Consider the following 21,827-nt stretch of genomic DNA (forward strand, 5'->3'; position numbering starts at 1 on the left):
CGCCGCTGACCGGCCCGGCCGGCGCCTGAGGCCACCCGATCCCTTGCCGATCCGACCAGGATCGGCTGCGAGATCGTGCGACCTCAGGCATCCGCCCGGACCAGCCATCGACGGGACCGCCTCGTGGAACAACCCATCTAGCATGGCGTCCGTGTCCGCCCGAAGCCCGGTCGCGGTCTTCCTGGATCGCGACGGCGTCCTCAACGAGCCCGTCCTCGATCCGGCCGACGGCCGTCCCGAGTCACCGCTGCGCGCCGACGACGTCGTGCTGGCCGACGGCGCAGCCGGGGCGTGCCGCCTGCTGGCCGACGCCGGCTTCCTGCTCGTCGTCGCCTCCAACCAGCCCGCCGCGGCGAAGGGCAAGGCCGGGCTGGACGACCTCTGGGCGGTGCACGAGCGCGTCGCCGACCTCCTCGACGCACAGGGCGTCGTGATCGACGACTGGCGCTACTGCTTCCACCACCCCGAGGCGGTGGTCGCCGAGCTGCGCGGCCCGTGCGACTGCCGCAAGCCGGCGCCCGGCATGCTGCTGGACGCCGCGAAGGCCCACGGGATCGACCTGCCCGCCAGCTGGATGGTCGGCGACAGCGACGGCGACGTCCTGGCCGGCCAGCGCGCCGGATGTCGGACCATGCTCATCGCTCACCCCGGATCGGCGCACCGGCGCACCGGCGCCGTGCGACCTGCCGCATTGTCACCCAACGTTTTCGCCGCAGCCCGGATGATCGGTGCATGATGTTGCGCTCATCCGCCCACCAGGCAGCGAGGTTCATTGGACATGTTCGATCGCATCTCGACGAAGATCTTCGCCGATGGAGCCGACCTCGACGGCATCCTGCGCCTCGCCGCGGACCCCATGATCAAGGGGTTCACGACGAACCCCACGCTGATGTGGAAGGCCGGCCTGACGGACTACGCGGACTTCGCGCAGCGGCTGCTCGAGCGCATCCGCGACAAGCCGATCTCGTTCGAGGTCTTCGCCGACGACGAGGCCGAGATGCGCCGCCAGGCCAGGCAGCTGGCGGCCTGGGGCCCGAACGTCTACGTCAAGATCCCGGTCACGACGACGGGCGGCGAGTCGATGGCGCGCCTCGTGCGCGAGCTCTCCGAGGGTGGCGTGCAGGTCAACGTGACCGCCCTGTTCACCACCGCGCAGGTCGAGCTGATCACCGCCGCGGTCGCCGACGGCGCTCCGTCGTGCATCTCGGTCTTCGCCGGTCGCATCGCCGACGCGGGCGTCGACCCGCTGCCGATCATGCAGCGCTCGATCGACATCATGGCCGCCGCCCCGCGCGCCGAGCTCATCTGGGCCAGCCCGCGCGAGGTGCTCAACCTCGTGCAGGCCGAGCAGATCGGCTGCCACATCATCACGATGACCCACGACCTGCTCCCCAAGGTCAAGAGCCTGGGCAAGGATCTGGATCAGTTCTCGCTGGAAACCGTGCAGATGTTCCACCGGGATGCCACGGCAGCCGGCTTCGCCCTGTAGAACCCTTGCATGGAGCGCGTCCTCATCACCGGCGGAGCCGGCTTCATCGGCAGCACCGTGGCCGACCGGCTGCTCGACGAAGGCGTCGAGGTGGCGATCCTCGACGACTTCCGGACGGGCCGGCATGAGTTCCTCACCGGCGCGCTGGACCGCGGCGCGGAGCTCTTCGAGGGCGACGTCCTCGACCAGGACCTGCTCGCCGCCGCGGTCGCCGGCTGCGACACGGTCTTCCACCTGCAGGCCAACGCCGACGTCCGCCACGGCCTCGACCACCCGCAGCGCGACCTCGAGCAGAACACCATCGCCACGTCCAACGTGCTCGAGGCGATGCGCGCCGCCGGCGCCCGCCGCATCTGCTTCTCGTCGACCGGCTCGGTGTACGGCGAGCCCGCGGTCGTCCCGACGCCCGAGGACGCGCCGTTCCCGGTCCAGACGTCGCTCTACGGCGCGTCCAAGATCGCCGGCGAGGGCATGATCGCCGCCTACGCGCACGGCTACGGGTTCACGGGCCTGATCTACCGCTTCGTCTCGGTGCTCGGCGAGCGCTACACCCACGGCCACGTCATCGACTTCTACCGCGCGCTCAGGCGCGACCCGACCACCCTGCGCGTGCTGGGCGACGGCCGCCAGGAGAAGAGCTACCTGTACGTGCAGGACTGCGTGAGCGCGATGCTCGTCGCCAGCGCGCACCACGGCGAGGCGCCGGGGGCGCACGTCTACAACCTCGGCACCGACGCCACGGTCGTCGTCGACGACTCCGTCGCCCTGATCACGGCCCGCATGGGCCTGGAGCCCACCGTCGAGAAGACCGGCGGCACGCGCGGCTGGGCCGGCGACTCGCCGGTCATCCACCTCGACACGGCCAAGATCCGGTCCCTCGGCTGGGCTCCCACCCTGACCATCCCCGAGGCGATCGGCCGGACGCTCGACTGGTTCGAGGCCGAGCCCGGCATCGCCCTCGACCAGGAGTCCGTGTCCTCGTGAGCGTCATCTTCTCCCGCGCGCCGCTGCGCATCTCGCTCGGCGGCGGCGGCACCGACCTGCCCTCGTACTACGGCGAGCACGGCGGCTACCTGATCAGCGGCTCGATCGACAAGTACGTGTACATGCTCACGCACACGGTCTTCCAGAAGCGCTACCGCCTGAAGTACTCCGAGATGGAGGAGGTCGACGACCCCTGCGACATCAGCCACCCGATCTTCCGCGAGACGCTCAAGCGCCACTGGAACGGCAACCCGCTGGAGATCGCCGTCGTCGCCGACGTGCCCGCGGGCACCGGCATGGGCTCGTCGGGCGCGTTCACTGTCTGCCTGATCAAGGCGCTGTCGCTGGCCAAGCGCCGCTCGATCACTGCCGGCGACCTCGCCGAGGCCGCGTGCGAGATCGAGCTGGACATCCTCGAGGAGCCGGTCGGCAAGCAGGACCAGTACGTCTCGGCCCACGGCGGGATCTGCGCCTACACCTTCGCGGCCGACGGGTCGGTCACCGTCGACCCGCTCGACCTCGACGACACCACCCAGCGCCGGCTGCGCAACAACCTCCTGCTCTTCTACACGGGCGAGGCCCGCTCGGCGTCCGCGATCCTGGCCGACCAGGTCAAGCGGACGTCCGACAGCGACCAGTCGATGGTCGAGAACCTCCACCGCACCAAGGAGATGGGCCACCGCAGCCGCGCGCTGCTGGAGGCCGGCGACCTGGAGTCCTACGGCGAGCTCATGCACGAGCACTGGGAGAACAAGCGCCGCCGCTCCCCGGGCATGACCGGCGAGCGGATCGACACCCTCTACACCCTGGCCCGCCGCTCGGGCTGCGTCGGCGGCAAGCTCGTCGGCGCCGGCGGCGGCGGGTTCCTGGTGGTCTACGCCCAGCGCCCCGAGGACACGCGCCAGGCGATGGCGGCCGCCGGCGCCTCCGAGCTGCCCTTCGACTTCGAGTTCCGCGGCGCGATCGGCAACGAGTCGGCGTGACGCTGACGGTCGGCATCATCGGCTGCGGCCTCATGGGCCGCAAGCGGGCGGGCGCGCTGGGCGAGGACCGCCTCGCGGGCGCCTACGACCCCCGGCGCGGCGCCGCCGAGGCGCTCGTCGGGGAGTTCGGCGGCACGGCGTGCGCGACGCTCGACGACCTCCTGGCGCTCCAGCCCGACGTCGTGGTGGTCGCCACCAGCCACGACCAGCTCGCGCCCAGCAGCGTCGCGGCGCTGGAGGCCGGCAGCCACGTGCTCGTCGAGAAGCCGGCCGGCATCGGCGTGGCCGACGTCGACCGCATCGCGTCGGCGGCGCGCGCGTCGGGGCGCGTCGCCAAGGTCGGGTTCAACCACCGGTTCCACCCCGCGATCCGCCAGGCGATCGAGACCGCGCGCTCGGGCCGCCTCGGCGACGTCCTGTTCCTGCGCGGGCGCTACGGCCACGGCGGCCGCCCGGGCTACGACCGCGAGTGGCGCGCCGACCCCAAGACCGGCGGCGGCGGCGAGATGACCGACCAGGGCATGCACCTGCTCGACCTCTCGCACTGGCTGCTCGGCGAGCTGCCGCTGCACTCGGCGCTGCTGCGCACGAGCTTCTGGGACATGCCGGTCGAGGACAACGCCGCGATCCTGCTCGGCACGCCGGGCGACCACACGGCGCCCTGGGCCACGCTGCACGTCACGTGGACCGAGTGGAAGAACCTGTTCTCGATGGAGATCACCTGCCGGACCGGCAAGCTGGTCGTCGACGGCCTGCAGGGCTCCTACGGCCCCCAGGCGCTGACCGTCTACACGATGGATCCGGTCACGATGGGCCGGCCCGAGGCCAAGGTGTACGCCTTCGACCCGGTCGACGTCTCGTGGGCCGGGGAGTGGGACAGCGTCCGCGCCGCCGTCGCCGCCGACGAGCCGGCCGGCGACCTCGACTCCGTGCGCTACTGCTGGGAGCTCGTCGAGCAGGCCTACGCGAGCAACGGCTACCCCGCGCCCGGAGGCGACCGATGAAGGTCTGCGTCGCCGGCCTCTGGCACCTCGGCGCGGTCACCGCCGCGTCGCTGGCGTCCGTGGGCCACGAGGTCACCGCCCACGACGCCGACGCAGATGCCGTCGCGGCGCTCGCCGCCGGCACGCCGCCGATCTTCGAGCCCGGGCTCGAGGAGCTGGTCGGCCGCGGCCTGGCCGCCGGGACGCTGCGCCCCGTCGCCGACGCGGCCGTGGCCGTGCGCGGCGCGCAGGTCGTCTGGATCACCTACGACACGCCGGTCGACGAGCAGGACGCCGCCGACGTCGACCACGTCCTGGACCGCGTGCGCACGCTGCTGCCGCTCGTCGACGACGGCGCGGTCGTGCTCATCTCCTCCCAGGTCCCGGTCGGCTGCACCGCGCGGCTGCAGGCCGAGGCGCCCGCCGGCGTGTCGCTGGCCTACTCACCCGAGAACCTGCGCCTGGGCAGCGCGCTGCGCGTGTTCCTGGAGCCCGACCGCGTCGTGGTCGGCACGCGCGACGACCGTGGGCGCCGGGTCGTGGCCGCGCTGCTGGCGCCGGTCACCGACCGCATCGAGTGGATGGGCGTGGAGTCGGCGGAGATGGCCAAGCACGCGCTCAACGCGTTCCTGGCCACCTCGGTCACCTTCATCAACGAGATCGCGGCGGTCTGCGAGCGGGTCGGCGCCGACGCCGCCGACGTCTCGCGGGCGCTGAAGTCCGAGGAGCGCGTCGGTCCCCGCGCCTACCTCGGCCCGGGCGGGGCGTTCGCCGGCGGCACGCTGGCGCGCGACGTCCGCGCGCTGACGAGCATCGGCGACGCGGAAGGGCTCGTGACGCCCCTGCTCCACGGGGTCTGGGACAGCAACACCGCCCACCGCGGGTGGCCGCGGCGCACGATCGGCGCGCTGCTGGCCGCCGGCGCGCCGAGCGCCGCGCCCGACGGCCTGGCCGGCGAGACGGTCGCCGTGTGGGGCCTGACCTACAAGCCGGGCACCGACACGCTGCGCCGCTCGTCGTCGGTCGAGCTCTGCCACGAGCTCCTCGCCGCCGGCGCCACCGTGCGCGCGCACGATCCGGCCGTGCGCGCGCTGCCCTCCGAGCTGTCCGAGGTGACGCTGATGGACGACCCCTTCGAGGCGGCGCGCGGCGCGGACGCGCTGGTGATCGCCACCGAGTGGCCGGCCTACCGCGAGCTCGACGCCACGCAGATCGCCGACGTCCTGGGCGGCGACCTCGTCGTCGACGCCAACGGCTTCCTGGCGGGCGCGCTCGCCGGCGACGGTCGCGTCCGCTACGCCTCCGTCGGACGGCGGCCCGCATGAGCGGCCGGCTCGACGGGCGCACCGCGCTCATCACCGGCGCCAGCCAGGGCCTGGGCCTGGAGATCGCCCGCGCCTACCTGGGCGACGGCGCGCGCGTCGTCATCTGCGCCCGTTCCGAGGAGCCGCTCCAGGCCGCCCGGCACGAGCTCGCCCCGCTGGGCGAGGTCCACGCCCACGCGGCCGACGTCGCCTCGCCGCAGGCCGCCGAGGCGCTCGTCGCCTTCGCCGTGCAGCAGCTCGGCGGCCTGGACGTCCTCGTCAGCAACGCCGGCGTCTACGGGCCCAAGGGCCCGATCGAGGACGTCGACTGGGCCGAATGGGCGGAGGCCATCCAGATCAATCTGATGGGGTCGGTCCTGGCGGCCCGCTTCGCGGTGCCGCACCTGCGCCGCTCGGCGCGCGGCAAGGTCGTGCAGCTCTCCGGCGGAGGCGCCACGTCCCCGATGCCGGGCCTGTCGGCCTACGCCGCGTCCAAGGCCGCGGTGATCCGCTTCGCCGAGACGCTGGCGGGCGAAGTCGCCGGCGACGGCGTCGACGTCAACGCCATCGCGCCCGGCGCGTTGAACACGCGCATGCTCGACGAGGTCATCGCCGCCGGACCGGACGCCGTCGGCGAGGCGTTCCACGGCAAGGCGCTGCAGCAGCGCGACAGCGGCGGCACGCCCCTGACCGTCGGCGCGGAGCTCGCGGTCTACCTCGGCTCGCGCAAGAGCGACGGGATCACCGGCCGCCTGCTCAGCGCCGTCTGGGACCCGTGGGAGACGCTGGACGAGCACCTGCCGGGCCTCGACGGGACCGACATCTACACCTTGCGCCGCATCGTCCCGTCCGAGCGCGGCCAGGACTGGGGCGAGCGCCCATGAGCGCCACGACGCTGCTCTCGGTCGTCATCCCCACCTTCAACGAGGAGGCCAACGTCCTGGTGGTCCACGAGCGCCTGTCGGCGGTGCTGGACCCGATCGAGAACCTTGAGTGGGAGCTGATCTTCAGCGTCGACCCGTGCACCGACCGCACCGAGGAGCTGATCCTCGACCTGCGCGAGCGCGACCCGCGGGTCAAGATGCTGCGCTTCTCGCGCCGCTTCGGACAGCCGCAGGCGACGCTGGCCGGGATGGCCCACGCCGGGGGCGACGCGGTGGTCGTCATCGACTGCGACCTGCAGGACCCGCCCGAGCTCATCGCCGACATGGTCGACCTGTGGCGAGAGGGCTTCGAGGTCGTCTACGCCCAGCGGCGCACCCGCGAGGGCGAGACGCTGGTCAAGCGCATCGTCTCCGCCGTCGGCTACCGCGTCATCAACCGCATCGCCGACGTCGAGATCCCGCCCAACACGGGCGACTTCCGGCTCATGAGCCGCCGCGTCGTGCGCCACGTCGTCTCGCTCAACGAGGCCCACGGCTTCCTGCGCGGCCTGGTGGGCATCGTCGGCTTCCGCCAGACCAGCCTGCTCTACGACCGCGATCCGCGCGTGGCCGGCACGTCGAAGTACAACAAGTTCCTCGGGTCCCTGCTCATCGGGATGAACGGCATCGTGAGCTTCAGCCGCTACCCGCTGCAGCTCATCTCGCTGGCGGGCATGGGCCTCGCGGGCTTCGCGTTCCTCTTCGGCTTCGCGTACCTGGTGCTCAAGCTCGTCGGCGTGGGCTTCCCGACCGGCAACACGACGATCGTGCTCGTCATCTCGTTCTTCAGCGGGATCCAGATGCTCTCCATCGGGATCATGGGCGAGTACGTCGGCCGCATCTACGACGAGGTCAAGCAACGACCGCAGTACATCGTCGAGTCCGCCTACGGGCTGAACGCGGAGTCGGTGCCCGACGCCGAGCCGGTGCCGCGATGACCGCGCCCGCGATCGGAACGGCGTGCATCCTCGCCGGCGGCCTGGGCTCGCGCCTCGGCGAGTCGGTCCGCGACACCCCGAAGCCGCTGCTCGCGGTCGCCGGGCGCCCGTTCCTGGACTGGCAGCTCGAGCTGCTGGCGGGCCAGGACGTCCGCCGCGCGGTGCTGTGCGTCGGCTACCTGGGCGAGCGGATCGAGGCCGAGCTGGGCCGCCGGCGCCACGGCATCGAGCTGGTCTACCGCTACGACCCGCCGCAGCTGGCCGGCACGGCGGGCGCGATCCGCGGCGCGCTCGACGCGCTGGGCGAGGCGTTCCTGGTGTTGTACGGCGACACCTACCTGCGCCTGGACTACCGCGCGGCCTGGCGCACATTCTGGGAGTCCGGCCGCCTCGGGCTGATGAGCGTGCTGCACAACCAGGGCCGGTGGGACGCCTCGAACGTCGTGCTGTCCGACGACGGCCGCCGCGTCGCCGCCTACGACAAGCACCACCCGACCGGCGCGATGCAGTGGATCGACTACGGGCTCGGGGCGCTGCAGGCCCGCGCGCTGCGCGACCATCCTGACGAGGACGACCTGGCCGGCCTGCAGCACGCGCTCGCGCGCGACGGCGAGCTGACGGCCTACGTCGCGACGCGGCGCTTCTACGAGATCGGGACGCCCGCGGCGCTGGCCGAGACCGACGCGTTCCTGCGCCGCCGTCGCGCGCTTCGGACTCCCCCCGCCGGCGCGCCGCCCTCCGAAGCCGCGTTCACCGCCTACGCGGAGTCGCTGGACGTCAACTGGTCCGACGACCTCGAGGCCCTCCACGAGGAGTCCTCGCGCGACCACTTCCTCGACGTCTGGACCCGCAACGCCCTGCTGGACAGCATGCGCGCCTTCGGCCCCGGCGATCCCGGCGTGGTCCTCGACGCCGGCTGCTCGTCGGGCTACCTGCTGGCGGACCTCCGAGCGCGCCTGCCGGCCGCGACGCTGCTGGGCGTCGACCTCATCGCGGCCGGCCTGCGCCGCGCCCACGGCCTCGTGCCCGACGCGCAGCTGCTGCTGGCCGACGTGTGCGACCTGCCGATCGACGACGACGCCGTCGACGTCGTGCTGAGCGCCAACCTGCTGGAGCACGTGCCCGACGACGTCGGCGCGCTGGCCGAGCTGCGCCGCGTGCTGCGCCCCAGCGGGATCGCCGCGGTCATCGTGCCCGCCGGTCCCGGCACCTACGACTACTACGACGCGTTCCTGGGCCACGAGCGCCGCTATGCGCGCGGCGAGCTCGCCGGCAAGGCGAAGGGGTTCGAGGTGCTGCACGACACCCACGTCGGCTCGATCATCTATCCGGCCTTCTGGGCGGTCAAGAAGCGCAACCGGATCCGGCACCGCACGCCGAGCTCCGAGGAGCGCCGCGCGCTCGTCGAGGCCGACATCGACCGCACCGCCGACTCGCAGCTCGGCGCGCTGACCACGCGGCTGGAGCGCGCGCTGCTGGGTCGCCACGTGCGCCTGCCGTTCGGCATCCGGTCGCTCACGGTGCTGCGCAAGCCGGCGTAGGCGGGAGTGGCGATGGACGGCCTCCTCACGCGAGAGACCCGCAGGCGGGTCGCCGTCGCGCTCCTCGTCGCCCTGACCGTCGTGTTCGTCGCGCTCGCCGTCGTCACGTCGACCGGCCGGCTGCCGAGCCTCGACGTCCGTCTTTCGTGGCCGTGGCTGGCGCTGTCGGTCGTCCTCCTGCTGGCCTTCCAGCCGGCGGTCGCCGAGATCTGGCGGCGCGTGATGGCCGAGGCCGGCGGCCCGCTGCCGGTCGCCCAGGGCCAGGCGATCTACAACGTCTCGCTGCTGACGCGCTACGTCCCGACGCAGGTGCTGATGGCGGTCACGCGGATCGAGCTGGCCCAGCGCGAGGGCATCCCGCGCACGGTGACCGTCGCGGCGTTCGCCTACGAGTTCGCGCTGGCGGTCGGCAGCGCCTGCGCGCTGAGCGTCTCCTTCGTCCTCGGCCTCGACTCGCTGCAGGACCAGCCGCTGCGCTACGTGGTGCTGGTCGCGCCCGTCGGCGTGCTGCTGCTCCTGCACCCGCGCGTCATCGACGCGCTGTCGTCGAGGCTCGCGGCGCGCCTGCGCTTCACCCCGGCGCACGTGACCATCCCGCTGCGCCGGCTCGTCCTGTATCTCGCGGTCTACCTCGTGGCGTGGCTCGAGGCCGGCGTCGCCATCTACTGCCTGGCCCGCGGCATCCACGCGGTCGGCGACCCGAGCGTCACGGCGCTCAGCTCCTACGCGATCGGCTACGCGGCCGCGGCGATCGCGTTCGTCGCTCCGGCCGGGCTGGGCGCCCGCGACGTCGCCACCGCAACGGCGCTCGCGACCTCGATGCCGTTCTCGGTCGCACTGACCACGGCGATCGCGGTGCGACTGGTTCAGACGGGGATCGAGATCTTCTACGCGGTGACGACGGCGCTGTGGGCGCGGCGGACGGGCGGCCGGCAGACGATGGCGGAGCAGCCGTCCGGCCGGCCGCTGTTGAGCGACGGCTGACACGCGCTCCAGGATGACGAGTCGGTGAAGGCGGCGGTGTCCACGCGCTGCCCGGAGTCCCGGCCGTGCCACGCCGATGGGGGTCAGGCGCGCGGGCCGTCGCGCATACCGACGACCCGAGGATCGTCGCGGCGAGGACGAGCCCCGGCCGCGCCGTGGCGGTGCCGGTCACCGGCCCGGGAACGTCGCGTCCAGCCAGCGGGCGAAGGCGCCGCCGTCGAGGTCGCCGACCGCCAGCCGCGGCAGGGCATAGCGGTCGGTTCCCGCACGGACGAGGCCCGGCGCGTTGACGGTGGCGTATGCGTACCCGGCCGCGCGGGCCGCCTCCCTGGTCGCCTCGTCGACGTCCACGCCCGGCACGCCGAAGGGATAGGAGAACGCGGTCGGGCGAGCACCGAGCCACGCCTCGAGGTCGTCGGCGCTGCCGCGCAGCTCGTCCTCCCGCGCGGCCGCCGGGGCGTGGGCGAGGCTGCGGTGCGTGCGCCCATGGGCCTGCACCGCGAACGGCCCGGCGGCGGCGAGCGCGCGCAGCTCCGCGACCGTCATCGGTCGATCGCGCTCGGGCGGCGGGCCAGCCGCCGCCGCTGGGGACCGTCGAGGGACGACTGAGCCGCGACTATCGCGGCTCAGTCGTCCCTCGACGTCCGCAGGAGCGGGGGTGGTGGCGGTGGCCCAGGCGTCCAGCTGCGCCAGCGCGGTCGCGATCGTCTCGCGGTCGCGGGTGCGCAGCGCGGCATGGGCGTGGGCGCGGACGGCGGCACGGTGCGCGTCATCGCGCGGGGCCCAGGCGCGGCGGCCCTCGGGGAGGTCGAGCTCCAGGATCCCCGCGCCCCCGGCGCTCAACGCCGCGGTCACCGCGTCCCACCAGAAGGCCTCGCCGGTCGCGACGTGACCGGTCGAGCAGAAGAGCGTCGCCGGAACCCCGGCCGCGGTCAGCGCGGGAAGGGCGTGGAGCAGGTTGTCGTGGTAGCCGTCGTCGAAGGTCAGCGCGACGGCGTGGTCGCCGGCCTCGCCGCGGACGACGGCCTCCAGCCCGACGACCGTCCAGCGCTCGCGCAGCACGGCGAGCTGCTGGGCGAAGTGCTCCGGCGTGACCGCGAGCCCCAGCGGGTCCGCGCCGAGGGCTGCCACGCGGTGGTAGAGCAGGACCGCGCCGTGGACGCGGCCACGGCCACGACGGCGCGCGACCAGCCGCGGCGCCGGCGCCCAGGGATGGGGCTCGGCCGGAGGGACGTCGGGGCGCAGGGCCGTGCGCTCCCGGTCGGGTTGCAGCCCGGCGTGCGCGAGCGGGCGCCCCAGCACCGTCCCCGCGCCGTGCGCCGCCCAGGCCGCCCGGTCGACGGCCCCCGCGCGGTCGCGCCGCACCGCCCGCGCCGCCGCGGCCGCCCCCGCGCGCGCCGCGAGCGACAGCCCGGCCCCACGCGCCGCGCCACCCAGCGCCGCGCTCCGCGCCCCCGCGTGCAGCCGGCGGCGCAGCAGGTCGACCGGCCGCAGCGCCGACAGGTCGCGCGCGGCGCTCATCCCTGCGGCACCGACGACGCTCCAGCCGGCGGCCTCCAGGTCCCGCTGCGCGCGGCGATCCTCGCCGACCGTGTCGCGCGCCGCCGCGTGCCCGCGCGCGGGGAAGAACCCGCCGACGCCCCGCAGCGCCGACGTCCGGAAGGACACGTTGCCGCCCGGGAACGGCCCGACGGCGCCGTCGTGCAGCGCAAGCACTTCAGCGTGATCGCCGACATGCCACGCCGGCGCACCCTCGCCGCGCAGCGGGCCGCCGACCGCGCCGACGCGCCGCGCGCCCGGCGCCACCCACGCCGCGCGCAGCGCTGCACCCCACCCCGGGTCGACCCGTACATCATGGTCGATCAACGCAAGGACATCACCATCGCCGGCGTCCTCCAGCGCCGCGTTGCGTGCCGCCGCCCACGCCCCCGGCGCCGCCGTCGCCACCACCGCGACGTCCTCGATCCCGGCGGCCCGCAGCGCCGCCACCGCCGGCCCCGCGTCGCGACCGGGCACGGTCACGACGGCGACCGCGATCCTCATGGCAGCGCTCGCAGCGCGGCGGCGAGCGCGGTGGCCGTCGCGGTCCAGCCGCCGCTGAAGCGCGCGAAGCCGGCGCGCGCGCGGGTCGCCCGGAGCTCGAGGTCGGCGACGAGGACCTCGGCGAGGTCGGCCGCCTCGAGCGGGCTCGTCGCCAGCGACGCGGTCGGGCCCAGGGCGGAGCGGCCGGCGCCGTCGCCGGGCGCCACGACCGCCTGGCCGCAGACGAGCATCGCCACCGCCGCGGGCCGCCACCCGCGCACCGGCGGGGCGAAGGCCACGGTCGCCGACGCGAACGCGTGCGCCAGCGCCTCGCCGCCGGGCTCGACTGCCAGGTACTCGAACGGCAGGTCCAGATCGCGCCGCGCGCCGCTGACCGCGAACGTCAGGTCGTCGCGCCGCGCGTGCAGCTCGGCCGCCGCCAGCAGCCCGAACGGCTCCTCGGAGTGCACCAGCACGAGATCCTCGCGACGGTGGACGGGCATCGCGCCGTACGCCGCGTCCGCGCCGCCGGGCAGCGCGCCGCCCATCCACGCGGGGCCGAACACCGACAGGCCCGTCGCCCACCCCAGCTCGCCGAGGACCGGCGGCGCGGGCGTCGCCAGAACCGCGCGCGCCCGCACGCCGTGCAGCGTCAGCACCGCGGGCGCGGCCGGCCACCCCGCGGCCAGCACCACGTCGGCGTCCGCCGCCTGCGCCGCCTCGTCCTGGCCGACGATCCGCACGTCGATCCCCGCCGCGCCCAGCGCGCCCACCAGCTCGCCGGGGATCCCCGCGTCGCGGGCCTCGGCCTGGCCCGTCCCGAGCACCACCGCCACGTCCAGCCGCTCGCCGCCGGCCGCCCGCTCCACCAGCGGCGTGGGCCCGTCGCGCAGCAGCGGCCCCAGCGCCCACGGCACCTCGGGCGCGACGGCGGCGCCCGCGACGGAGCCCGCTTCGGCGCCCCCGCGTGGCCGCCGCCGCAGCGACGGCACGGCTAAGCCCCTCCGCGCAGCGCCGCGCGACGGGCGTGCAGGATCGCGGCGCGCAGCCCCGTCTCGACCTGCTCGGCCGCGTGGTCCCAGGTGCGCTCGGCGCGCAGCGCCGCGCCCTGCTCGGCGCGGTGGGCCCGCAGCTCCGGGTCGGCCAGCAGCCGTTCGAGCCCGTCGGCGATCGCGATCGGATCGAGCGGCGCGAAGTCCACCGCGCCGTCGCGCCCGAACGCAGCGACGACGCTCGGCGCGTCGAGCTCCACGCACGGCAGCCCGCACGACAGCATCTCCTGCGCCACCAGCGAGTAGTTGGTCATCGACAGCACGAGCCCGACGGTCGCCGCGGCGTAGATCGCCGGCAGCTCCGGCTCGGGCACGACGCCGAGGTTCTTGTAGGGGAAGTCGACGCCGGGCGGTCCGCCGTGCCCGAACAGCCACGCCTCCACGCCGGGCCGGCGGCGGTGCAGCTCCGCCAGCGCGGCCAGCGCGACCGGGACGCCCCGCCGCGGCGTGCTCGACCGCGCGTAGGCCACCACCACGTCGTCGCGGCGCGCCACATCCGGCAGCGGGCGGTACCGCTCGCCGTCGATGCCGAGGTCGAAGGGCGTCGCGGGCAACCCGTACAACTCGCCCATCGTGTCGGCCAGCCACTGGCCCGCCGTGATCGGGTAGAGGTCGTGGCGGTAGGAGTCGTCGGCCCACGCGTGCTGGACGCTGGTGCCGAAGAACTCCGGCTCGTGGTCCTGGACCAGGTACGCCCGGCCCGCCGCGGCGAGGGTGCGGACGCGTGCGACCGTCTGCCAGCCCGTGGCGACCGCGACGTCGGCGCGCTCGTACCCGTCGAGGCCGTAGTGGACGTCGGCGGCGAACGGTCCGAACCACGCCCGCAGGTCGGCCACCGCCTGCGCCGGCCCGCCCGCCACGCGCCGGCCGGGATCGTCGATCCACAGCGAGCAGCGGTGGTCGCGGCGCTCGAGGGCGCGCACGAGGTTGGCGATCGTCATGTGCCCGCCGCTGCCCTGGCGGAAGAACGGCACGACCAGCGCCACGTGCAGCGGCGCGCTGTCGGCGGGGGCGTCGAGCAGCGCGCCCGCGGGTGCGCGCAGCAGGTCCCCGAGCACGCGCGCCTCGACGTACTCGTCGTTGACGTAGGGCCCGGCGGCCAGGCGCTTGAGCCGGGTCTTGATCCCGAAGCCCATCAGCGCCGCCCCGCCAGACGCCGCCGCACGACCTTCAGCGGCCCGCGCAGGAGCAGCGACTCGATCCGGTTCATCCGCACCTGCAGCCGCTCGTGGTCGCGCTCGGCGGCCTGGTGGCGCTGCATGGTCATGCGGATGTCGGCGGCCATCCCGGCGGCCGAGCCCGTCGGATCGGGTGACGGCCCGGCGACGATGCGCCGCAGGGCCAGGAGCAGCATCGCCGTCGACTGCTCGGTCGACGGCCACGACCGCGCCGTGCGCAGGGCGCTGGTCCGCAGCTCGTGCAGCAGGCGCCGGTCGCGCGCCAGCAGGTCGAGCAGCCGCGACGTGCCGCGCTCGTCGTCGAAGCTCGTCAGCAGCGCGTTGCGCCCGTCGGCGACGTACTCGTCGTGGCCGGTCACCGGCGTGGTGACGCAGGTCGCGCCGCGGTGGAAGCCCTCCAGCGGCGGGCCCGCCATCCCTTCCACGCGCGCCAGCTTGAGCACCACGTCGGTCCGCGCGTACAGGTCGGCCATCCGCTCGGGGCTCAGCGGCCCGAGGACCTCGTCGGCCATCGCAGGCCTGGTGGCGCCGCGGTCGGCGCACACGAGCGTCACGTGCGCGGGCTCGCGCATCGCGCCCGCGGCCGCCAGGGCCTCGTCGACGCCCTTGAACGGCACGCCGGGCCGGCCCTCGACGAGCACGCGCAGCGGGCCGTCCACGCTCGGCGCCACCGCGTCGGGGACCGCGAACACGCGCTTGTCGATGCCGTTGCGGACGTAGTGCACACGGAACCGGTCCGGTCCGCCGCGCAGCTCCTCGAGCTGCTCGGCGATCCAGCGCGCCTCGGTGATCATCGCGACGGGCAGCGCATGCGTCATCGCCGCGGCGGCCCGCTGCGCGGTGTCGGGACCGTAGAAGCGGTCCTCCATCGACTGGACGAGGTACGCGTAGCGATCGGCCTCGACGTCGTGCAGGTGCAGCGTCGTCTCCCACCAGGTCGCGACCGCCACGTCGAAGCGCTTTCCGCGCATGTCGGCGAGCTCGACGACCGGCACGGTGCCGACGCCGTTGTGCTGCTGGTCGCCGCTCGCGCGGTCGGGGCGCGTCTGCACGAGCACGGCGTCGACGCCGTGGCGCTCCCGCAGCCGGCGGGCGTGCCCGACCACGACGCCGACGCCTCCGAAGAGGTCCAGCGCGGGGATGAGGAAGGCGACGCGCACCGGGCGTCAGCCCGCCGCGGGCGCCTCGACCCGGGCGAGGCGCGCCTCGAGGTAGGCCAGATCGCTCTCGCGGCGGCGCGCGTCGGCGCGCTCGGCGTCCAGGTCGGCCGCGCGCGCCAGCGAGGCGCCGGCGAGGCGCCCGGCGTCCGGGCCGAAGGCGAGCAAGTGGTGCGACGGCGGCTGCCCGGCGGCCACCGTGACGCCGCCCAGCGGCGCGCTCTCTCCGCCCGCGGCCGGCACGATCGCGGCGGCCCGCACGGGCACCTGCGAGAAGCTCACCGCGCCGGGCGGCAGCAGGCGGCGCAGCTCCTCGGCGGCGCCGGCCGACCACGCGCTCTCGCGGTGCGGGTCGTCCAGCCCGCCGGCCGCGTCGTCGGGCACGCTCAGCAGCACGGTCGCGCCGTCTTCGCCGAGGGCGAGCAGGAGGTCGACCAGCGCGGTGAAGTCCGCGAGCTGGTGCAGGACGTCGAAGCAGGTGACCACCCGCGGGCCGTCGATCCCGGCGCCGGCGATCGCCGCAGGCACCGCGGCGGCGCCCTCGGCGGTCGACAGGTCGGCCTCGACGGCGGCCGCCACCTCGGCGCCCGTCTCGCGTGCGGCCTTGTCCAGCGCGTCGGGCTCGCGGTCGACCAGGATCGCGCGGCCGGCCAGCGGCCGGCCAGCGAGCGCGGCGCCGGCGGGCACGCCGGTCCCGCATCCCAGGTCGATCCACAGCGCAGCGTCGCGCACCAGCGGCGCGGCGAAGGCGTAGCGGAGCTCGGCGTCGACGCGGTCGGCCGGAGCGGTCCCCCGGGACACACGGGCTTCCCAAGTGGGCATCGCCGCGCAGCGTAACGTATGCCCGACGATGGCCGACCGGGCGACCCCGCCGTATCCGACGCCGCCCGAGGGCGCTCCGCTGCGCCTCGCCTTCGTGGGTCAGCAGACCTACTTCCGCGCGTGCGCGCTGGACGAGGACTCGCCCCGCGTCACGACCACGTTCATCGAGTACCGCAGCGGCCGCGACCCGGCGCTGATGCGGTCGCAGCTCGCCGCGTTCTCGCCGCACGTCGTCGTCGTCTTCCGTCCCGAGACGGTCCCGGCCGGCCTGCTGGCCGACCTGCCCGCGCCGATCCTGGGGTTCCTGACCGAGCCGATCTCGCGCTCGACCGAGGGCGGGGCGCTGCACTGGGACCTTGAGGAGCGGCGCCGCGCGCTTGCACAGATGGACCGCGCCAACGTCGACCGGCTCGTGTCGTTCGACCCGCTCATCATTCCGACGGTGGACGAGGTGATGGAGGTGTGGCGCTCGCTCCCGATCCCTGTCGCCGACCGCCTCTACCGGCCGGTCGAGCGTGTCAAGGGCGTCCCGAAGATGCTCTTCGTCGGCCGCTCGACCGTGCACCGCGAGCGCTTCCTCATCGACGTCAAGCACCGCTTCGACTGCCTGCATGTCGCGTTCGGGATCCAGGTCGACGAGCTCGAGCACCTGCTGGACACCCATCAGATCACCTTCAACATCCACAACGAGCCCTACCCGAGCTTCGAGAACCGCGTGCTCCTGCACCTCGCCGCCGGCCACCTCGTGATCTCCGAGCCGCTGAGCCCGACCCACGGCCTGGAGCCGGGCTTCGACTACCTCGAGGTCCAGCATCCCGAGGATCTGCTGGCGATCGCCACCGAGGCCCGCGCCTTCCCCGACGCCTTCCACCGCGTCCGCGTGCGCGGCCGCCAGAAGGCCGAGCTCGTCCGCGCCTCGCGCGTCTGGCCGGCGCTCGTGCGGGATCTGTTCGCCGACGTCGCGGCGTTCGGCACGCACCGGACGGTGGCCGGGCGCGGCGGCGACGGCGTAGCCGTAGGCGGCGCCGCTACCGCCGCAGCAGCCGCTTGAGCGGGCGCGCGAGGCGCGCGGCCGCGCCGCGGACGCGGTGGAGCCGGCCCCGGACCTTCACCGCGTAGATCCAAGCCTTCTGGCTGGTCAGCTCCAGGGTGTAGGCCTCGGCGATCTCGGTGTGCTTCTGGCTGAGCTGGGTCTCGGCCTGGACGACGGCGAACTCGGCGGAGAGCCGCAGCCCGGCGCCGCGCGCCGACGGCGGCGGCTCGGCGACGACGCGGCGCAGCGCCAGGGCCATCCACTGCGAGGACTGGCGCCAGTCTGGCCAGGCGCGGGCGGTGCGCAGCGCGCCGACGCGCAGCTCGTGCAGGAGCCGCCGGTCGCGCGCGAGCAGGTCGAGGGCCCGCGCCGTCCCGGGCACGTCGTCCCAGCCGACCACGAGCCCGTTGACGCGGTGGCGCACGTACTCGTCGTGGCCGGTCACCGCGGTCGTCACGACGGTCGCGCCCATGTGGAACGCCTCGAGCGGCGGGCCGTACATGCCCTCGGCGCGCGACAGCTTGAGGATCACGTGGTGGTCGGCGAACAGCTCCGCCATCTCCGGGTGGCGCAGGCCGCCGACGACGCGGTCGACGCCCTCCGGCGGCGCCTCCTTCCACGGCGAGACCCAGGTCACGTGCGCCGGCTCGCGCATCGCGGCGACGGCGGCCAGCGCCTGATCGACGCCCTTGAGCGCCAACCCGCTGGAGCCCTCGATCGCCACGCGCAGCGGCTCGCCCTCCGCGGCCACCGGCGGCGCGGCGGGCCCGGCGAAGACGTCCTTGGGGGTCCCGTTGCGCACGTACAGCGCCCGCGTGCCCGGCTGGAGGTCCTCCACGATCTCGGCGACCCAGCGCGCCTCGGTCAGGAACCGCACCGGCAGCGCGGTCGTCAGCGCCGCCGCCACGCGCTCGGGCGCGCCGGCCGGGTAGGCCGAGTCCTCCAGCGCCTGGATGAAGTAGACGTAGCGCTCGGCGTGCAGGTGGAAGAGCGACGAGGTCGTCTGCCACCACGTGGCGACGCCGACGTCCCACGCGATCTCCGAGGCCGTGGCGAAGTCGAGCACGGGTACGTCCTCTAGCCCGCGATAGCGCCACCGCGCGTGCTCCTCGGGCTGCGTGAGCACGATCCGTGCGTCGATGCCGTGATGACGGCGCAGCTGCGCCGCGTGCTCGACGACCACGCCGACACCGCCCGAGAGCTGGAGATCCTGGAGGACGAACGCGACGCGCACTCGCCGCGTATCGTATGTGCGCGTGCCGCGTGTCGTCCTGCCCTACCCGTTGCCGCCGGAGGGTGCGCCCCTGCGGGTGGCGTTCGTGGGCCAGCGGACGTACTTCGAGACGAGCGCGATGGACGGCCCCGCCGCGGGTATCCAGCCGTGCTTCCTGGACTTCCGAGGCGGCACCGAGATTGCCCGACTGCTCGACGGGCTCGCGCGGTTCGCCCCCCACGTCGTCGTCTGCTTCCGCCCCGAGAGCCTGCCGCCCGGGGCGCTGGCGGGCGTGCGCGCGCCGGTGGTCGGCTTCGTGACCGAGGCGCTGCCGCGCGCCGGCAGCACGTCGCACCCGAGCCTCGACTACAACCTGCAGGAGCTGCGCCGTGTCGACCGCGGCAACGTCGACCGGGTCATCTGCGCCGATCCGCTCGGCTGGGACGCGGCCACCGAGCTGCTGCCGACCTGGCGCAGCATGCCGCTGCCGGTCGCCGACGGCCTCTACCGGCAGCCGACGCCGTCGCGGCACCCGCCGCGGATCGTCTTCGTCGGACACGCGAGCTGGCACCGCGAGGACACGCTGATCGGCCTGAAGCACAAGTTCGACGTCCCGCACTACGCCCACGCGCTGATGGGCGACCAACTCCAGGCGATGCTCGCCGGCAGCGACGTCGGCATCAGCCTGCACAACGACCGCTGGCTGCGGACGTTCGACCGCAACGTGCTGGTCCACATGGCCGCCGGGCACCTCGTGCTGGCCGAGCCGCTGGACCCGACGTTCGGGCTCGACCCGGGGATCCACTACGTGGAGGTCGCCGACAAGTACGAACTGGACCTGCGCGTCCACCAGCTCGTCGCCCAGCCCGACGCCTACGAGCGCATCCGCATCCGCGGCCACCACTTCAGCCGCCAGTTCCGCGCGTCGCAGGTCTGGCCGCGGGTCGTCGCCGACCTGCTGGCCGACCTCGCGGCCTTCGGCACCGACCGCGTCGTCGAGCCCGGCCGCCGCGCCGCCTGAGGGCGACGCCCGTGGGCCGCCACACCGAGCGCTCGACCCTCGCCGCGTGCGTCGCGCAGGTCGTCGACGCGGTCGCCGCCGACGTCCCGCTGGGCGACGACGAGCTGCGCGCCTGGCTGGGGGAGCGCGGCCTCGGGCTGGTCCCGGTCGCCGACCCCGCGACGTTCGGCTGGGCGGGATCGTGGATCGCCCGGCGGCCCGACCGCGAGACCGGCGAGCCCCGCGCGGTCGTCATGTTCGGCGTGCCGTCGGGTCCGATCTGGGATCCGGCCGGGACGGCCGATGTGATCCTCGACGGCTTCGTGATCGCCCCGCTCGAGCTGGCGACCTGGCCGCCGCGGCCCGCCGCCGCCATCGCCGCCGGCACCGTCGAGGCGCTCGTGCTGGCGCCCGACGCCACCGCACCCGTCCACGCCGTGCAGGAGGCGCGGGCGCTCCCCGGCGGGGGCCTCGACGGCGACCGCTACGCCGCCGGCGCCGGGACCTTCGCCTCCGGCCGCCCCGGCAGCGCGCTCACGCTCGTCGACGCCGAGGTCCTCGAGGCGCTGGCCGAGCAGCGCGGCGCGCCCGTCGACCACCGCCGGAACGTCGTCGTCCGCGGCACCGACCTGAACGCGCTCGTCGGCCACGACTTCACGCTCGGCGCGGTGCGCTGCCGCGGCCGCCGCCTCTGCCAGCCTTGCGCCCACCTCGACCGCCTCAACGGCGGCGAACTCCTGCGCCCCATGGTGCACCGCGGCGGCCTGCGCGCCGACATCGTCTCGGCCGGGACGATCCGCGTCGGCGACGCGCTCACGCCGCGCCTCAGCCCGCCGGCTTGACCGCCCGCGCGCAGATGACCATCTCGTAGTCCGGGTCGTGGGGATCGAGCAGCGCCGGGTCCAGCCCCGCCGCCGGGATCCCGTACAGGAACGCCGCGCACCCGGCGACCGTCCCTCCGCGAAGACCTCCACGTTCCCGGCGCCGAAGCGCTCGGCCAGCAGCCGCTGGATGGCCCGCCAGGTGAACCGCCAGTGGTCGGCGAACAGCTCGCCGTCGGGCTCGGCCTGGTGCGAGATCCCCGGCACGGTGAGCAGCAGCACGCCACCGGGGGCCAGGGCCGAGTACGCCGTGTCCAGGGACCCCGCGAAGTCATAGGTGATGGAGATCGTCTGCGTGCAGATGAAGCAGTCGAAGGCGTCCACCGGGACGCCGTCCCCGGTCTGGAGGTCGCCGCGGATCGTCGCCGCGGCGTTGTCGGGATCGAGGTCGAGTACCTCCGCCCGCGCCACCGCCGCGCCGCCGAAGCGCCGCGTGTAGGTCGCGTCGAGCACCTCCAGCACGCGCCCGCCGATGTCCGCCGACCGTCCCGCGAGGAACCGCTCGATGTAGAAGCGATCCACCGGCTGACCGATGCGCAGCCCGTAGCGGCGGTGCACCGGCGCCCCCGGCAGGCGCGGCTGCGACCGCGCGATCCGCACCGAGCCGGGCGCCGCCCGCGCCAGCGCAGCGTCCGCAGTCCGCCAGGCGGCGGCGTGCCACCGGCCCAGGGCGAAGCGTGCGCGACGGAGCAGCGACGGCATGTCCGCGCAACCCTAGACGGATCTGGCACTCTGCCCGCCGTGCCCTTCGACCTGATCGACACCCGGCTCGACGGCCCGCTGCTCCTGCAGCCCAAGGCCTTCGGCGATGACCGCGGCTTCTTCGTGGAGACCTACCGCCGCAGCGACCTGATGGCCATCGGCATCCAGGAGGAGATGGTCCAGGACAACCACTCGCGCTCCTCGCGCGGCGTCCTGCGCGGCCTCCACTTCACCGTCGGCCGCGGCGCGGGCAAGCTCGTGCGCTGCGCGCGCGGCCACGTCTACGATGTGCTCGTCGACCTGCGCCGCGGCTCGCCGACCTACGGGCAGTGGGAGGGCTACGACCTCACCGACGAGAACCTGCGCATCCTGTACTCGCCGCCCGGCTTCGCGCACGGGTTCTGCGTGGTCTCGGAGCTCGCCGACGTGGTGTACAAGCTCGACGCCTACTACGACCCCAAGACCGAGCGCGAGATCGCCTACAACGACCCGGCGCTGGGGATCGAGTGGCCGGTCCCCGACGCCGAGCTGCAGGTCAGCCAGCGCGACGTCGACGCGCCGGCCCTCGCCGACGTGGCCGCCGGCTTGCCGTTCGCGGTGCCGCGCGCCTGAGGCGCACCTACCAGCCCGCGGGGCGC

General features: G+C 74.7%; 20 protein-coding genes. 14 read left to right on the forward strand and 6 right to left on the reverse strand.

Going from position 1 to position 21,827, the window contains the following annotated elements:
• The first annotated feature begins 151 nt into the window (after window positions 1-151).
• Genes VK501_RS21030 through VK501_RS21075 form a run of 10 tightly spaced genes read left to right on the forward strand, consistent with a single transcriptional unit; the run spans window position 152 to window position 10,129 of the window.
• Entirely contained in the window at window positions 152-736 is a 585-nt protein-coding gene (locus tag VK501_RS21030) for an HAD family hydrolase (protein WP_324340882.1), read from the forward strand.
• 42 nt (window positions 737-778) lie between these two features.
• The gene (locus tag VK501_RS21035) at window positions 779-1,489 is read left to right on the forward strand and encodes a transaldolase (protein WP_324340884.1); all 711 of its coding nucleotides are present in this window, start codon (window positions 779-781) and stop codon (window positions 1,487-1,489) included.
• 9 nt (window positions 1,490-1,498) lie between these two features.
• The gene (locus VK501_RS21040) at window positions 1,499-2,473 is read left to right on the forward strand and encodes an NAD-dependent epimerase/dehydratase family protein (RefSeq protein WP_324340886.1); all 975 of its coding nucleotides are present in this window, start codon (window positions 1,499-1,501) and stop codon (window positions 2,471-2,473) included.
• Entirely contained in the window at window positions 2,470-3,456 is a 987-nt protein-coding gene (locus VK501_RS21045; RefSeq protein ID WP_324340888.1) for a galactokinase, read from the forward strand. The genes VK501_RS21040 and VK501_RS21045 overlap by 4 nt, the downstream gene beginning before the upstream one ends.
• Window positions 3,453-4,460 (forward strand): Gfo/Idh/MocA family oxidoreductase, encoded by a 1,008-nt coding sequence (locus VK501_RS21050; protein ID WP_324340889.1) that lies wholly within the window; start codon window positions 3,453-3,455, stop codon window positions 4,458-4,460. Before VK501_RS21045 ends, VK501_RS21050 begins: the two co-directional genes overlap by 4 nt.
• Window positions 4,457-5,764: a UDP-glucose dehydrogenase family protein gene (locus VK501_RS21055; RefSeq protein WP_324340891.1), complete on the forward strand. Its 1,308-nt coding sequence runs from the start codon at window positions 4,457-4,459 to the stop codon at window positions 5,762-5,764. The genes VK501_RS21050 and VK501_RS21055 overlap by 4 nt, the downstream gene beginning before the upstream one ends.
• Window positions 5,761-6,627 carry an SDR family oxidoreductase gene (locus tag VK501_RS21060; protein ID WP_324340892.1) on the forward strand — a complete coding sequence of 289 codons (867 nt, stop codon included), beginning with the start codon at window positions 5,761-5,763 and terminating at the stop codon, window positions 6,625-6,627. Before VK501_RS21055 ends, VK501_RS21060 begins: the two co-directional genes overlap by 4 nt.
• Window positions 6,624-7,604: a glycosyltransferase family 2 protein gene (locus VK501_RS21065; protein WP_324340894.1), complete on the forward strand. Its 981-nt coding sequence runs from the start codon at window positions 6,624-6,626 to the stop codon at window positions 7,602-7,604. Before VK501_RS21060 ends, VK501_RS21065 begins: the two co-directional genes overlap by 4 nt.
• Window positions 7,601-9,145 carry a methyltransferase domain-containing protein gene (locus VK501_RS21070; RefSeq protein ID WP_324340896.1) on the forward strand — a complete coding sequence of 515 codons (1,545 nt, stop codon included), beginning with the start codon at window positions 7,601-7,603 and terminating at the stop codon, window positions 9,143-9,145. The genes VK501_RS21065 and VK501_RS21070 overlap by 4 nt, the downstream gene beginning before the upstream one ends.
• Before the next feature lie 12 nt (window positions 9,146-9,157).
• Complete coding sequence (locus VK501_RS21075; protein WP_324340898.1) at window positions 9,158-10,129, forward strand: lysylphosphatidylglycerol synthase domain-containing protein; 972 nt, start codon at window positions 9,158-9,160, stop codon at window positions 10,127-10,129.
• A gap of 168 nt (window positions 10,130-10,297) precedes the next feature.
• Here VK501_RS21075 and VK501_RS21080 read toward each other — a convergent pair whose 3' ends face one another.
• From VK501_RS21080 to VK501_RS21100, 5 genes are read right to left on the reverse strand one after another with little or no spacing between them, the layout of a single operon-like run.
• Window positions 10,298-12,172 carry a polysaccharide deacetylase family protein gene (locus VK501_RS21080; protein WP_324340900.1) on the reverse strand — a complete coding sequence of 625 codons (1,875 nt, stop codon included), beginning with the start codon at window positions 12,170-12,172 and terminating at the stop codon, window positions 10,298-10,300.
• A complete protein-coding gene (locus VK501_RS21085; protein ID WP_324340902.1) occupies window positions 12,169-13,143 on the reverse strand; it encodes a hypothetical protein in 975 nt (324 codons plus the stop codon). The genes VK501_RS21080 and VK501_RS21085 overlap by 4 nt, the downstream gene beginning before the upstream one ends.
• 2 nt (window positions 13,144-13,145) lie before the next feature.
• On the reverse strand, window positions 13,146-14,339 hold the full coding sequence (locus tag VK501_RS21090; protein WP_324340904.1) for a glycosyltransferase family 4 protein: 1,194 nt from the start codon (window positions 14,337-14,339) through the stop codon (window positions 13,146-13,148).
• A complete protein-coding gene (locus tag VK501_RS21095; protein ID WP_324340906.1) occupies window positions 14,339-15,541 on the reverse strand; it encodes a glycosyltransferase family 4 protein in 1,203 nt (400 codons plus the stop codon). The genes VK501_RS21090 and VK501_RS21095 overlap by 1 nt, the downstream gene beginning before the upstream one ends.
• A gap of 6 nt (window positions 15,542-15,547) precedes the next feature.
• Complete coding sequence (locus VK501_RS21100) at window positions 15,548-16,360, reverse strand: methyltransferase domain-containing protein (RefSeq protein WP_324340907.1); 813 nt, start codon at window positions 16,358-16,360, stop codon at window positions 15,548-15,550.
• Between the two features lie 28 nt (window positions 16,361-16,388).
• Here VK501_RS21100 and VK501_RS21105 point away from each other — a divergent pair, with 28 nt between their 5' ends.
• Window positions 16,389-17,411, forward strand: a complete 1,023-nt coding sequence (locus VK501_RS21105; RefSeq protein WP_324340909.1) for a hypothetical protein — start codon at window positions 16,389-16,391, stop codon at window positions 17,409-17,411.
• Here VK501_RS21105 and VK501_RS21110 read toward each other — a convergent pair.
• On the reverse strand, window positions 17,389-18,627 hold the full coding sequence (locus tag VK501_RS21110) for a glycosyltransferase (protein WP_324340911.1): 1,239 nt from the start codon (window positions 18,625-18,627) through the stop codon (window positions 17,389-17,391). The two genes, VK501_RS21105 and VK501_RS21110, sit on opposite strands and share 23 nt — an antisense overlap.
• Window positions 18,628-18,649: 22 nt before the next feature.
• Between VK501_RS21110 and VK501_RS21115 the strand changes: the two genes are divergently transcribed.
• The 3 genes from VK501_RS21115 (at window position 18,650) to rfbC (ending at window position 21,801) form a co-directional block, all read left to right on the forward strand.
• Window positions 18,650-19,627, forward strand: a complete 978-nt coding sequence (locus VK501_RS21115) for a hypothetical protein (protein WP_324340913.1) — start codon at window positions 18,650-18,652, stop codon at window positions 19,625-19,627.
• Window positions 19,628-19,638: 11 nt separating this feature from the next.
• Window positions 19,639-20,448, forward strand: a complete 810-nt coding sequence (locus tag VK501_RS21120; RefSeq protein ID WP_324340915.1) for an MOSC domain-containing protein — start codon at window positions 19,639-19,641, stop codon at window positions 20,446-20,448.
• A 780-nt stretch (window positions 20,449-21,228) separates the two neighbouring features.
• On the forward strand, window positions 21,229-21,801 hold the full coding sequence (gene rfbC / locus VK501_RS21125; protein ID WP_324340917.1) for a dTDP-4-dehydrorhamnose 3,5-epimerase: 573 nt from the start codon (window positions 21,229-21,231) through the stop codon (window positions 21,799-21,801).
• Window positions 21,802-21,827: the final 26 nt, after the last annotated feature.

Source organism: Baekduia sp., assembly GCF_035318805.1.
GTDB lineage: Bacteria > Actinomycetota > Thermoleophilia > Solirubrobacterales > Solirubrobacteraceae > Baekduia.